The following is a 13261-nucleotide window of genomic DNA, read 5'->3' on the forward strand; positions in this document are numbered from 1 at the left end:
TCGATATCGCTCCCTCAGGAAACTTGACTGTCGCTGGGATCCCAGTACTTCTTGCGAAGTTCGCGCTTGAGGATCTTACCGGCGCCCGATATGGGCAACGCGTCGGCGAACTCCACGGTGCGCGGGGATTTGTAACCGGCGATCAGCTCCTTGCAGTGCGCACGCAACTCCGCTTCGGTGGCCTGCGCGCCGGGCAGCAGCACCACGACGGCGTGTACCCGCTCACCCCATTCGTCGTCCGGCACGCCGATCACCGCGCACGACGCGACCGCGGCATGGGCCGCGAGGGCGTTCTCCACCTCGGCGGAGTACACATTCTCGCCGCCGGTGATGATCATGTCCTTGATCCGGTCGACGATGAACACGTAGCCGTTCTCGTCCATCCGGCCGCCGTCGCCGGTGTGCATCCAGCCGTCGCGCACGGCGACGGCGGTGTCCTGCGGCCGATTCCAGTAGCCGAGCATGACGTTGTCGCCGCGCACGACGACCTCGCCGACCTCACCCCGCGGCACCTCGTTGTCGTCGGGGTCGACGATGCGGACCTCGACGTGCGGGGTGGCGCGGCCCGCCGAGCGCTGCAGCGCCGGGTTGTCGTGATCGGTCGCCGACAGCAGCGTCGCGACCGGCGACAGCTCGGTCATGCCGTAGGCCTGGGTGAATCCCGCTGCGGTAAAGACCTTTCTGGCCCGGCCGAGCACCGCCTGGGAAATCGGCGAGGCACCGTAGGTGACCGTCTGCACGCCACCGAGATCGAAGTCCGCGGCGGCCGGGTCGTCGACGAGCATTTGAATCATGGTCGGCACCAACAGGAGATTGGTGACGCCGTGCTCGGTGATCGCGCGCAGGACACCGATCGGGGTGAACATCGGCACGATCACGTGGGTCGCGTTGACCAGGTTGCCCGCGGTCCACATGGCGATATCGGCGAGATGGAACATCGGCGCCGCGTGCAGCACGGTGCCGCCCCGAGTCATGAATTCGCCGCCCGCGATGCTGCCGAGCGCGGAGATGATCATGTTGTCGTGGCTGAGCATCACGCCTTTGGGATGCCCGGTGGTGCCGCCGGTGTAGAAGACGCCGGCCAGGCTGTCGCCGCCGGTTCTGGCGTCAGCGACCGGAGCATGGTCGGCGACGAGCGTCTCGTAATGCAGTGTGTCCGTCGGCGGTTCGCCGTCGCCGCAGAAGATCACCGCGGTCAACTCCGGAACCTCTTGCCGCAGTGTGGGAATCATCGCGGCGAACGCGTCGTCGACCAGCAGCACCCTGGTATCGGATTCGCGCAGCGAGTAGCTGATTTCGGCCGGACTCCAGCGAATGTTCACCGGGTTGACCGCCGCCCCGATCCACGGCACCGCGTACAGGTATTCGTAGTAGCGATCGGAATTCAGCGCGAGCATGCCGACCCGATCCCCCGGCCGGACACCGAGCGCGGCCAGCGCACCCGCGAATCTGGCTATGCGATCGGCTGATTCGGCTACGGTGCGCACCCGATCGCCGTAGATCGTCAGCGGACGATCCGGGTTCTGCTGCAGATTGCGGTGCAGGGATTGGGTCACATACATGGCGGTCCTAGATGTTGAAGCCGCCGCCGCAGACCAGGGTCTGCGCGCTGACATAGTCGGACTCGGGAATGCAGAGCAGATACACCGCACCGGCGGCCTCGGTCGGTGTGCCGCCGCGGCCGAGCGGCACCATCTGCTCCATCGCCGCGAGCAGGTCCGGGTTGACGCCGACCTTGATCTCCTTGCCCTGCACGTCGATCGTGCCGCCGGTGCCGGCGGGCGCCTCGGTGAGCCTGGTCTTGATCAGGCCGAACGCGACGGCGTTCACCGTGACGTTGTAGCGGCCCCACTCCTTGGCCAGCGCCTTGGTGAGGCCGATGACGCCTGCCTTGCCCGAGGAGTAGTTCGCCTGTCCCGCATTGCCGCCGGTGCCAGCCATCGAGGAGATGTTGACGACCTTGCGGCACGGCACCGGCGCACCGGCCGCCTTGGCCTTCTTCACCGCCGCCGCGATCACCGGCTGTGCGGCGCGCAGGATCCGGAAGGGTGCCTTGAGGTGCACGTCGAGGATGGCGTCCCACTGTTCGTCGGACATCTTCTGGATCACCGAATCCCAGGTGTAGCCCGCGTTGTTGACGATGATGTCCAGGCCGCCGAACTCGTCGACGGCGGTCTGCACGAATCGCTCGGCTAAACCCTCCTCGGTGACGCTGCCGACACACGAAACAGCCTGTCCGCCAGCGGTTTCGACGGCGGCGACGGTTTCCTTGGCCGGTTCGGCGTCGAGGTCGTTCACCACGACCTTCGCGCCCTCGCTCGCCAGTTTCAGCGCGATCTCGCGGCCGATGCCGCGGCCGGAGCCGGAGACAATGGCGACCTTGCCATCAAGAGTTCCCATGTGCTGCCTGTCCTTTCAGAGGGCGACGACGGCGTCGCCGGTGAGGGTGACGGTGCCGTCGGCGAGGGTGACGGCGAGGTCGAGGGTGGCCCGGCGTTCGCCGTCCACAGTGTCGATCGACACGACCTTGCCGGTCGCGGTCGGCTGCGCGTGCACCGGCGTGATGGCGGCGAAACGCACCCGATAGCTCCGAATCGCCTGCGGCCCAACCCAGTCGGTGAGCAACCGGCCGAGGTAGGCCATCGACAACATGCCGTGCGCGAAGACGTCGTCCAGCCCGGCGGACTTCGCCACATCGAGGTCGATGTGCATCGGGTTGTGGTCGCCGGACGCACCGGCGAACAGGGCAAGGGTGGTTCGGGAGATCGGCTGCACGCGCAGCGGTGGCAGCTCGGTGCCGACCTCGACGGATGCGGTTGTTGTCATTTCGCTGCCTCCGGGTTGCGCACGACGATCACGGATTTCAGCTCGGCGACCAGGGTGCCGTCGGCGCGGGTGACGGTGGAGGTCTTCTCGATGAACTCCAGCGCGCCACCCTTTTTGGTGTAGACGTTGCCGATGGCCGGTGTCGCGGTCAGTACGTCGCCCGCCACCGCGGTGGCGTGGTAGGTGAAGGACTGTTCGCCGTGCAGCACCCGGCGCAGATCGACACCGAGGTCGGTGAGCCAGCTGAACGAATCGGGGTTGTCCAGTTCGATGCCGAACAAGAAGGTCGGCGGCACAGGCAGATTCGAGTAGCCAGCCGCCTTCGCTGCGTCGAGATCGGTGAAGATCGGGTTGCGCTCGCCGATCGCCTCGGCGAAGAACCGCAGCCGTCCGGCCTCCACTGTCAAGGTGCTCGGCGGCAGTTGTTTGCCGATTACGCTCTGGTCCAGGGGCATTGGCTCAACTCACCTTCTCGTACATGGTCACCACGGCCGCGCCGCCGAGCCCGATGTTGTGCTGCAGGGCGACCTTCAGATCGTCGGCCACCTGGCGTCCCTCGGCCTGTCCGCGTAGCTGCCAGACCAATTCGGCGCACTGGGCGAGCCCGGTCGCGCCGAGCGGATGTCCCTTGGACAGCAGGCCGCCGGACGGATTCGTGACGACACGACCGCCGTAGGTGTTGTCGCCGTCGTTGACGAACTTCTCGGCGGTGCCCTCCGGGGTGAGCCCGAGCGCCTCATAGGTGAGCAGTTCGTTGGCGGTGAAGCAGTCGTGCAGCTCGACCACCCGAATGTCGTCGGGCGAGACACCAGACGCCTCGTAAACCTGCTGTGCCGCGGCCTTGGACATGTCGTAGCCGACGACCTTCGTCATGTCCTTCTCGGCGAAGGTCGATGGGAAGTCGGTGGTCATCGCCTGCGCCCTGATCACGATCGACGGATCAATGCCGTTGGCCCTCGCGAAATCCTCGCTGACGAGGACCGCCGCGGCCGCGCCGCAGGTGGGCGGGCAGCACTGCAGCCGGGTCAGCGGGCCGTAGATGTGCGGCGAGGCAAGCACTTCGGCCACCGTCACCGGATCCCGGAACACCGCGAACGGATTGTTGGCGGCGTGCCTGCGCGACTTCACCGAGATCTTGGCGAAGGTTTCCGGTGCGGTGCCGTACTTTTCCGCGTACTGCCGCCCGGCCCCGCCGAACATCTGTGCCGCGAAGGGAGATTCGTCGCGCTGCTGGATCTCGTCCATCACCTCGTCGAACCGCGCGAACGGACTTGGCCGGTCGGTGTAGCCCATTGCCAGCGCCCCGCGCCGCATCTGCTCGAACCCGACGGCGAGGACCGCCTCGGCGGCACCGGATTCGACGGCCTGGCGCGCGAGGAACAGTGCCGACGATCCCGTCGAGCAGTTGTTGTTGACGTTGATCACCGGGATACCGGTCTGCCCGAGCCCGTAGATCACGGCCTGCCCGCAGGTGGAGTCGCCGTAGACGTACCCGGCGTAGGCCTGCTGGATCTCGGCGTATTCGACCCCGGCGTCGCGCAGCGCGGCCTGGGCCGCGCTCGTGCCCATGACGTCGTAGGTCTTGCTGCGGCTCGGTGTGCTGAACGGAATCATTCCCACACCGGCCACGACTGCGCGTCTGCTCATGTCGTTCCCATCAACAGTGACTAGCGGCTGTTCACTTATTGAACAACACATCACCGCTAACTGGCAGTGGTATCGACATAGTCGCTGGTCAGTGACGCGCATTACGCTATGGAAGATTCACTTACACCGGCAAACCGCCCCTGGAAACGGCTCGAGCCCCCGCATCTCTAGAGAAGATGCGGGGGCTCGTGTCATGTCCGGCGTCAGGCGTGCGGCGGATTGACCTCCCCGACAGCAGACCCGGAGCCATCTTCGGCTCTACTGAATACCGGCTGATGATGTACGTCACTGCTCTCGGCAGGCGTATACACCTGAATGGGAATGGTGTCATGGCTGAACAGCCCGGACCCTTGCCCGCTTTCCTGACTCATCCGTCGAGCCTCCTCCGATCGGCCGCGAATAGCCAATCCCCCCTATTCAACCCCGTCGGCCCGTCGAAGCACGCACGATCCCGCTCCAATTGGAATGTTGTCGTGTCCCGACTCGGGTATCCGGTGCCGCCATGTCCCGTTGTACTGGCGTCCTCCTGCTGTTGCCGTTGCGGTGTCCGAGGCGCTGGTACCGTCGAGGCAAGAATCATTGTCGGCCTTTCCTCCGGCCGACCATCGAGCTCGGTTCAGCCGAGCAACGCCGATCACGACACGCGTCGGCGGCCCGACTCGGGCTTCTGCGCCTGCGCAGCCGATCCATCCGAAGAGGACCAATGGCCATCACCGATATCGCCGTGTACACGCACCTGAGCAAGGAAGACATCGAGGCCCTCGGCACCGAACTCGACGCGATCCACCGTGACGTCAGCGACTCGCTCGGCGGCCGCGACGCCGCCTACATCCGGCGCACCATTCGATTCCAGCGGGCGCTCGACATCGCGGCCCGGCTGCTGATCGCGGTGAATCGGAACAAGGCGACCTGGCTGCTCGGCACGGCGGCGCTGGCCGCGGCCAAGTGCATCGAGAACATGGAGATCGGGCACAACGTCTCGCACGGCCAGTGGGATTGGATGAACGACCCGGAGATCCACTCGAGCACCTGGGAATGGGACATGGTCGGGCTGTCTTCCCAGTGGCGGTACTCGCACAACTTCCGCCACCACGTCTATACCAATGTCATCGACATGGACGACGACATCGGCTTCGGCGTGATGCGGGTGACCAGGGATCAGGAGTGGAACCCGAGCCATCTGCTGCAGCCGCTGCAAAACCTGTTGCTGGCCACCACCTTCGAGTGGGGCATCGGCCTGCACGGCCTGTACGCGGACCGCGACCGTTTCGAGACGAAGGCCGAAAAGGCCACTGTGACGAAGGCTTTCCTGAAGAAGATCTCCCGGCAGGCGCTCAAGGACTACGTACTGTTCCCCGCGCTGAGCGGCAAGCGCTGGCGCCGCGCCCTTGCGGCGAACGTCACCGCCAACGTCGTGCGCAATGCCTGGACGTACGTGGTCATCTTCTGCGGCCACTTCCCCGACGGTGCGGAGAAGTTCACGCCCGCCGCGCTCGAGGACGAGACGAAATCCGAGTGGTACCTGCGTCAGATGCTCGGAACCGCGAACTTCGACGCCGGGCCGACCCTCGCCTTCGCCAGCGGAAACCTGTGCTACCAGATCGAACACCACCTGTTTCCGGACCTGCCGAGCAATCGCTACGCCGAGATCGCGGTACGGGTTCGCGCACTGTGCGATAAGTACGACCTGCCCTACACCAGCGGGCCACTGTTGCGTCAGTACCTACTCACCATGCGGACCATCCACAAGCTGGCGGTGCCCGACCGCTTCCTGATCGCCACCTCCGACGACGCGCCGGAAACCGCATCGGAACGCAAGTTCCAGACCGGCGCCGCGCACGCCGTCGCCGAAATCTCCGACGTGACAACAGGTTTGCGCACCGCGCTGCACAACGGGCGCTTGCGGTTGGAACTGGAGGCCGGACTCAAGGGCGGCCGGTTGCGCCGGTCCGCGCAGCGGCTGCGTTCGAATATCGCGGGCTCGCTGCGTAGGCCGGTCGCCGTCACCGGATAGCCGTCAGCGCGCTTCGGCCTCGTCCCTCCGCCGCTTGGAGCGCAACCAGCCGAACGTCAATTGCACCGCGCGTTGCCAGTTCTCGTACTCGTCGGCGCGGTGGATCGGGTCCATCTGCGGCATCCATTGCGCGGCAAGGCGCCAGTTGTTGCGCAGGCCCTCCAGATCCGGCCAGTAGCCGACGGCGAGCCCGGCGGCGTAAGCCGCACCGAGCGAGACGGTTTCGGCGTTGAACGGGCGCATGACGGGGACGTCGAGCACGTCGGCGACGATCTGCATGAGCAGGTTGTCGGAGGTCATGCCACCGTCGACGCGTAGCGCGCGAGCCTGTAAACCGGAGTCGGCGTTCATCGCGTCGACCACCTCACGGGTCTGCCACGCCGTGGCCTCCAGGACGGCACGGGCGATGTGCCCCTTGGTGATATAGGACGTGAGCCCGGCGATGAGGCCACGGGCGTCACTGCGCCAGTGTGGCGCGTACAGCCCGGAGAACGCGGGCACGATGTAGCAGCCGCCGTTGTCTTGCACTGTGCGCGCGAGGGTTTCGATCTCCGGCGCGCTGGCGACCAGGCCGATGTTGTCCCGCACCCACTGCACCAGCGAGCCGGTGACCGCGATCGGCCCCTCCAGCGCGTACACCGGCTTCTCGTCGCCGATCTGGTAGCCGATGGTGGTGAGCAGGCCGTGCGAGGACTGCACCAATTCGCGGCCGGTGTTCATCATCAGGAAGCCGCCGGTGCCGTAGGTGCACTTGGTTTCCCCACGCGCGAAACAGGTTTGGCCGAACAGCGCGGCATGCTGGTCGCCGAGTGCTGCGGCGATCGGGATGCCTGGCACGACACGACGGGTCGTCCCGTAGGACGCGGTCGAGGGCTGTATGCGCGGCAGCATCGCCGCGGGAATACCGAAGAAGCTCAGCAGTTCCGGGTCCCAGGTGAGGGTGGCCAGGTCCATCAGCAGCGTGCGGCTGGCGTTGGTGACATCGGTGAGGTGCAGGCCGCCGTCGACCCCGCCGGTCAGGTTCCAGATCAGCCAGGTTTCCATGGTGCCGAACAGCACCTCGCCGCGTTCGGCCCGATCGCGAAGGCCCGCAATGGTATCGAGCAGCCAGCGCAGCCGTGGCGCGGCGAAGTAGGTGGCGAGCGGCAGCCCGCTGATCTCCCGAATACGTTGCGCGCCAGGCTTTTCCTCGAATTCGCGAACCAGCTCCTCGGTGCGCGTGTCCTGCCAGACGATGGCCCGCCGGATCGGCAACCCGGTCCGGCGATCCCAGACCACAGTGGTCTCGCGCTGGTTGGCGATGCCGAGGGCCGCGACCTGATCGGCGGTGATGCCGGAGTCGCGCAGCGCCTGCGGCACGATCCGGTCGACGTTGCGCCAGATCTCCATCGCGTCCTGCTCGACCCAGCCCGGTCGAGGGTAGTGCTGCTGATGCTCGCGCTGCGCGACACCGACCAGCCGTGCGCGTTGATCGAACAGGATGCACCTCGTCGAGGTGGTGCCCTGGTCGATGGCGAGCACAAACCGCTGCGTCATCCGCGTCCTCTCTTGCTATGAATCAGTGTGGTCAGTGTCCGGCGCCGAGATCACGCGACACCGCGTGCGCGGCGTCGCGCACCTGGGTGATCAACGCGGGACGGTGCCGTAGTTGCGGGTCGCAGAGCCGGTCGACCGGTCCGCTGATGCCGATGGCGCCGACCACGAGCCCGCCGTGCGAGCGGATCGGCGCGGCGATGCCAGCCTCGCCCGGCCGGAATTCCTCGGTGTCCCCGGCCCATCCGGCCTGCCTGACCGCGGCGAGGGCCCGATTGAGCGCGGCCCGGTCGACGATGGTGCGGCGGGTGAGCGAGGGCAGATCGACGCCGCGCACCGCGGCCGCGAGTTCCGAGTCGAAGGCGAGCAGCACCTTGCCGAGCGCGGTCGCGTGCGGCGGCAGTAGTTCGCCGAGCTCTAGTGCCTGTTCGGTGTTGTCCGGACGAAAGACGTGGTGCACGACCACGACGCTGCCGTCCATCGGGGCGCCGATGCGTACCGACTCGCCGGTGCGCGCGGCCAGCGCGTCGGCCCAGTTGATCGCGCGCGAGCGCAGCTCGTTGGCATCGAGGTAACTGGTGCCGAGGTGGACAAGCGCCGCGCCGAGCTGATACTTGCCGGTCGCCGAATCCTGCTCGACGAAACCGACGCCCTGCAAGGTGCGCAGGATGCCGTGCGCGGTGGGTTTGGCGAGGCCGAGCGCGCTCGCGATCTCGCCGACGCCGAGGCGACCCGCGCCGCGGGCGAGCAGCCGCAGAATGGCCGCCGCTCGTTCGATCGATTGGATCGGACCGGGCATGAACCGAAACCTAACCTTTCGATTCGACAATGTCGAACATGTCGTCAACGGAAGGCAACACTCCCGGCGGCCCGATGTGACGTGCGTCATGCCGACTACCTCGGGCGCCCGACAGTAGCCGTACCGGGCGGCCACAACCAGCCCAAGCGTTCAGCATTGTCGAACGCGTCCTCTGTGCTGCCTGTTCATCGAGTCGTAACGTCGAGTTCCGCAGGGTCGCGTCCGCGACCGGCAGGGCGAACGGAGGCTCAACGGTGAACTTCGGCTCGATCTTCCTGAGTGAAGCACTAGGCACGGGGATGCTGGTCTTACTCGGAGTCGGCGTGGTCGCGAACGTATTGCTGACCAAATCCAAGGGATTCGACGGCGGTTGGTTATTGATCAACTTCGGGTGGGGCCTCGGCGTGCTCGCCGGGGTGTATGTCGCGTACAAAACCGGCGGCCACCTCAATCCCGCATACACGATCGGCGTGCTGGCCAGCGGCGCGCACGAATACACACCCGGCGTCGAGATCACCGTCGCCACCACCCTCGCCTACATCCTCGGCCAGCTGGTCGGTGCGTTCGTCGGCGCGAATCTCGCCTATGTCGCCTATAAGCGGCACTTCGACGAGGAAACCGACGCGGGCAAGAAGCTCGGCGTGTTCGCCACCGGTCCCGCGATCCGCGGGCTGCCATGGAACTTCGCCACCGAGGTGATCGCCACCTTCGCCCTCGTGCTCGTGCTGCTGGCCACCGGCCACACCGCGACCGGGCTCGGCCCGGTGGCCGCGGCGCTGGTCGTGGTCGGTATCGGCGCTTCGCTCGGCGGGCCGACGGGCTATGCCATCAACCCCGCCCGCGATCTCGGGCCTCGGCTGGCGCACGCGGTGCTGCCGGTGCACAAGAGCCCGGGGGCTCGGCCGGTGCCGACCGCCGACAGCTCAGACGAGCCACTGGCCGATCCGGGACCGGCCAACGTGCCAGCGGGCAAGAACTCCGACTGGGGTTATGCCTGGGTGCCGATCGTCGGCCCGCTGCTCGGCGGCGCGCTCGCCGGGCTGGCCGCACAGGTCCTTTTCTGAATCACCCTCTTGCTCAGTAGTTTTCTTCCGAAAGGACCACGATGAGCCAGTACGTCGGCGCCATCGACCAGGGCACCACAAGCACACGCTTCATGGTGTTCGATCACAGCGGCAACGAAGTCGCCCGCCACCAGCTCGAGCACCAGCAGATCCTGCCGCGCGCGGGCTGGGTGGAGCACGATCCGACCGAGATCTGGGAACGCACCCGCGCGGTCATTCAGAGCACGCTCACCAAGGCCGATCTCGACGCGAGCGACCTCGCGGCGGTCGGCGTCACCAATCAGCGCGAAACCACCGTGGTGTGGAACCGCAAGACCGGGCGTCCGTACTGCAACGCCATCGTCTGGCAGGACACCCGCACCGACCGTATCGCCGCCGAGCTGGAGCGCGCCGGGCACGGCGACACGATCCGGCACAAGGCCGGATTACCCCCTGCCACTTACTTTTCCGGCGGCAAGCTGCGCTGGATTCTCGATAACGTCGCCGGTGTCGCGGAGGCGGCCGAGCGCGGCGAGGCGATCTTCGGTAATACCGACAGCTGGCTGCTGTGGAACCTGACCGGCGGGGTGGACGGCGGCGTGCACGTCACCGATCCGACCAATGCCAGCCGCACCATGCTGATGAACCTGGAGACCCTGGACTGGGACGACGAACTGTTGTCCATCTTCGGCATCCCGCGTTCGATGCTGCCGGCCATCGCGCCGTCGTCGAACCCGGAGCTGTTCGGAAAGACAAGGGCCGATGGGCCTTTCGGCGGCGAGGTGCCGCTCGCCGGTGTGCTCGGTGATCAGCAGGCGGCCACGGTCGGCCAGGTGTGCTTCCGGCCCGGCGAGGCCAAGAACACCTACGGCACCGGAAACTTCTTGCTGCTCAACACCGGTACCGACATCGTGCGGTCGGAGCACGGCCTGCTCACCACGGTTGCCTACCAGTTCGGCGACCAGCAGCCGGTCTACGCGCTGGAAGGCTCGATCGCGGTGACCGGCTCGGCGGTGCAGTGGCTGCGCGACCAGCTCGGCATCATTTCCGGTGCGTCGCAAAGCGAATCGCTGGCCAGGCAGGTCGAGGACAACGGCGGCGTGTACTTCGTGCCCGCGTTCTCCGGCCTGTTCGCGCCCTACTGGCGCTCCGACGCGCGCGGCGCGATCGTCGGGCTGTCGCGCTTCAGCACCAACGCCCATCTGGCGCGGGCGACGCTGGAATCCATTTGCTACCAAACCCGTGACGTCGTCGAGGCCATGCAGGCCGACTCTGGCGTACAGCTCGATGTGCTGCGCGTCGACGGCGGAGTCACCGCCAACGAGCTGTGCATGCAGATCCAGGCCGACTTCCTCGGCGTGCCGGTCTCGCGGCCGGTGGTCGCGGAGACCACCGCGCTCGGCGCCGCCTACGCGGCCGGTCTGGCCGTCGGATTCTGGAGCAGCACAGACGAACTCGTACAGAACTGGCACGAGGACAAGCGCTGGAACCCCACCTGGTCCGAGGAGCAACGCGAACGCGGCTACGCCCGCTGGCAGAAGGCCGTGTCGCGCACCCTCGACTGGATAGACGTAGACGACTGAGTCGCCGACGCGAATATCACTGGAACAAGGAGAGATTCATGTCAGCACGATTAGACCCCACCTACCGCGCCGAGGCGATCGACGCACTGGGCGACGACGAGATCGATGTGCTGGTGATCGGCGGCGGCGTGGTCGGCGCCGGCGCCGCACTGGATGCCGCCTCGCGCGGCCTGAGCGTCACCCTGGTGGAAGCCAGGGACTTCGCGGCTGGCACGTCAAGCCGCTCCAGCAAGCTCATCCACGGCGGGCTGCGCTACCTCGAGCAGCTCGACTTCTGGCTGGTGCGTGAGGCTTTGAAGGAACGCGGGCTGTTGCTGAACAAGCTGGCGCCGCACCTGGTTCGCCCGGTGTCGTTCCTGCTTCCGCTGCAGCACCGGGTATGGGAGCGCGCATACATCGGTGCGGGCGTCGCACTGTACGACACGATCGGTGGCGCACGGGCACTGCCGATGCACCGGCACCTGACCCGTACGCGCGCACTGGAATTGGCGCCCGCGCTGCGCGAGGACTCGATGACCGGTGCCATCCGCTACTTCGACGCACAGGTCGATGACGCGCGGCACACCATGACCATCGCCCGCACCGCGGCACAGCACGGCGCGACCGTGCTGACCCGCACCAAGGTCACCGGGCTGCTGCGCGACGGCGAGCGGGTCGTCGGCGCGCACGTCACCGATCTGGAGACCGGGTGCGAATACACCGTGCGGGCCCGCAGGGTGATCAGCGCGACCGGCGTGTGGACCGACGAGATGAACCGGATGACCGGCGTCGAATTCCCGTTCCACGTGCGCACTTCCAAGGGTGTGCACATCCTGGTTCCGCGCGAGCGCCTCGACCTGGACACCGGGCTGATCATGCGCACCGAGAAGAGCGTGCTGTTCGTGATCCCGTGGCACCAGCACTGGATCATCGGCACCACGGACACCGATTGGTCGCTGGACAAGGATCATCCGGCCGCGAGCAACGCCGACGTGCAGTACATCCTCGATCACGTCAACGCGGTGCTGCGCGAGCCGCTGACCCGCGACGACATCGTCGGCACCTATGCCGGGCTGCGTCCGCTGGTGTCCGGTGCGTCCAGCGACACCGCGAAGCTGTCGCGCGAACACGCTGTGGCCGAACCGGTTCCGGGTCTGTTCGTGATCGCGGGCGGCAAGTACACCACCTACCGGGTGATGGCGGCCGACGTGGTCGACGCCGCCGTGGCCGGCCTCGGTCGCGCTGTCGCGCCGTCGGTGACCGAGAAGCTGCCGCTGCTCGGCGCGGTCGGCTACCAGGAGATGGCGGCCGACCTCGACGGTCTCGCACAGCGGGCCGGGCTGCCGAAGGCCACCGTCGAGCACCTGCTCGGCCGCTACGGTTCGGCCGTGCACGACCTGTTCGAGCTGATCGCCGAGGATCCGGCGCTCGGCGAGCCGCTGGCGGGTGCCGAGGAGTACCTCGCTGCCGAGGTCGTCTACGCGGTAACCCACGAGGGCGCACTGCATCTCGACGACGTGCTCACCCGCCGCACCCGCATCTCCATCGAGGCATCGGATCGCGGCCTGATCGCCGCCCCCGAGGTCGCCTTCCTGATCGGCGCCCGCCTCGGCTGGGACGCCGACACCGCCGAGCGCGAACTCACCCGCTACCGGGACCGCGTCCAGGCCGAACTGGCCGCCAACCAGGCGGCCGACGACGAGTCCGCGAACGCCGCCCGCTTGGTCGCCGTCGCCTGACACCCGCGTCCCCGGCGAGCTCGAACCTGTTCTCAGCCATGCATTTTCGGCCGAACTTCGAGCTCGCCGGGTGTCAGCGCGTTCAGTTCTCACCCAGT

The 13261-nt window shown here is 67.0% G+C and carries 11 protein-coding genes; 4 read left to right on the forward strand and 7 right to left on the reverse strand.

Features of this window, described 5'->3' with window-relative positions; translation table 11 throughout:
• Positions 1–14 precede the first annotated feature (14 nt).
• The 5 genes from OG203_RS18080 to OG203_RS18100 are packed head-to-tail and all read right to left on the reverse strand — an operon-like array spanning position 15 to position 4473.
• On the reverse strand, positions 15–1562 hold the full coding sequence (locus tag OG203_RS18080; RefSeq protein WP_405166825.1) for an acyl-CoA synthetase: 1548 nt from the start codon (positions 1560–1562) through the stop codon (positions 15–17).
• A gap of 7 nt (positions 1563–1569) precedes the next feature.
• Positions 1570–2400: an SDR family NAD(P)-dependent oxidoreductase gene (locus tag OG203_RS18085; protein ID WP_405166826.1), complete on the reverse strand. Its 831-nt coding sequence runs from the start codon at positions 2398–2400 to the stop codon at positions 1570–1572.
• Positions 2401–2415: 15 nt separating this feature from the next.
• On the reverse strand, positions 2416–2826 hold the full coding sequence (locus tag OG203_RS18090) for a MaoC/PaaZ C-terminal domain-containing protein (RefSeq protein ID WP_405166827.1): 411 nt from the start codon (positions 2824–2826) through the stop codon (positions 2416–2418).
• On the reverse strand, positions 2823–3281 hold the full coding sequence (locus OG203_RS18095) for a MaoC family dehydratase N-terminal domain-containing protein (RefSeq protein WP_405166828.1): 459 nt from the start codon (positions 3279–3281) through the stop codon (positions 2823–2825). The genes OG203_RS18090 and OG203_RS18095 overlap by 4 nt, the downstream gene beginning before the upstream one ends.
• 4 nt (positions 3282–3285) lie before the next feature.
• The gene (locus tag OG203_RS18100; RefSeq protein ID WP_405166829.1) at positions 3286–4473 is read right to left on the reverse strand and encodes a lipid-transfer protein; all 1188 of its coding nucleotides are present in this window, start codon (positions 4471–4473) and stop codon (positions 3286–3288) included.
• A gap of 703 nt (positions 4474–5176) precedes the next feature.
• Here OG203_RS18100 and OG203_RS18105 point away from each other — a divergent pair.
• On the forward strand, positions 5177–6487 hold the full coding sequence (locus tag OG203_RS18105; RefSeq protein ID WP_405166830.1) for a fatty acid desaturase family protein: 1311 nt from the start codon (positions 5177–5179) through the stop codon (positions 6485–6487).
• A 3-nt stretch (positions 6488–6490) separates the two neighbouring features.
• Here the strand turns inward: OG203_RS18105 and glpK (OG203_RS18110) are convergent, their stop codons facing one another.
• Positions 6491–8023: a glycerol kinase GlpK gene (glpK, locus tag OG203_RS18110; RefSeq protein ID WP_405166831.1), complete on the reverse strand. Its 1533-nt coding sequence runs from the start codon at positions 8021–8023 to the stop codon at positions 6491–6493.
• A gap of 31 nt (positions 8024–8054) precedes the next feature.
• Complete coding sequence (locus tag OG203_RS18115) at positions 8055–8819, reverse strand: IclR family transcriptional regulator (protein ID WP_405166832.1); 765 nt, start codon at positions 8817–8819, stop codon at positions 8055–8057.
• Positions 8820–9073: 254 nt separating this feature from the next.
• Here OG203_RS18115 and OG203_RS18120 point away from each other — a divergent pair, with 254 nt between their 5' ends.
• The 3 genes from OG203_RS18120 to glpD are packed head-to-tail and all read left to right on the forward strand — an operon-like array spanning position 9074 to position 13163.
• Positions 9074–9883 (forward strand): MIP/aquaporin family protein, encoded by an 810-nt coding sequence (locus tag OG203_RS18120; protein WP_405166833.1) that lies wholly within the window; start codon positions 9074–9076, stop codon positions 9881–9883.
• A 41-nt stretch (positions 9884–9924) separates the two neighbouring features.
• Positions 9925–11445: a glycerol kinase GlpK gene (gene glpK / locus OG203_RS18125; protein WP_405166834.1), complete on the forward strand. Its 1521-nt coding sequence runs from the start codon at positions 9925–9927 to the stop codon at positions 11443–11445.
• A gap of 38 nt (positions 11446–11483) precedes the next feature.
• The gene (glpD, locus tag OG203_RS18130) at positions 11484–13163 is read left to right on the forward strand and encodes a glycerol-3-phosphate dehydrogenase (protein WP_405166835.1); all 1680 of its coding nucleotides are present in this window, start codon (positions 11484–11486) and stop codon (positions 13161–13163) included.
• Positions 13164–13261 lie beyond the last annotated feature (98 nt).

It is taken from the genome of Nocardia sp. NBC_01499, from assembly GCF_045040275.1.
In the GTDB taxonomy this organism is placed as follows: domain Bacteria; phylum Actinomycetota; class Actinomycetes; order Mycobacteriales; family Mycobacteriaceae; genus Nocardia.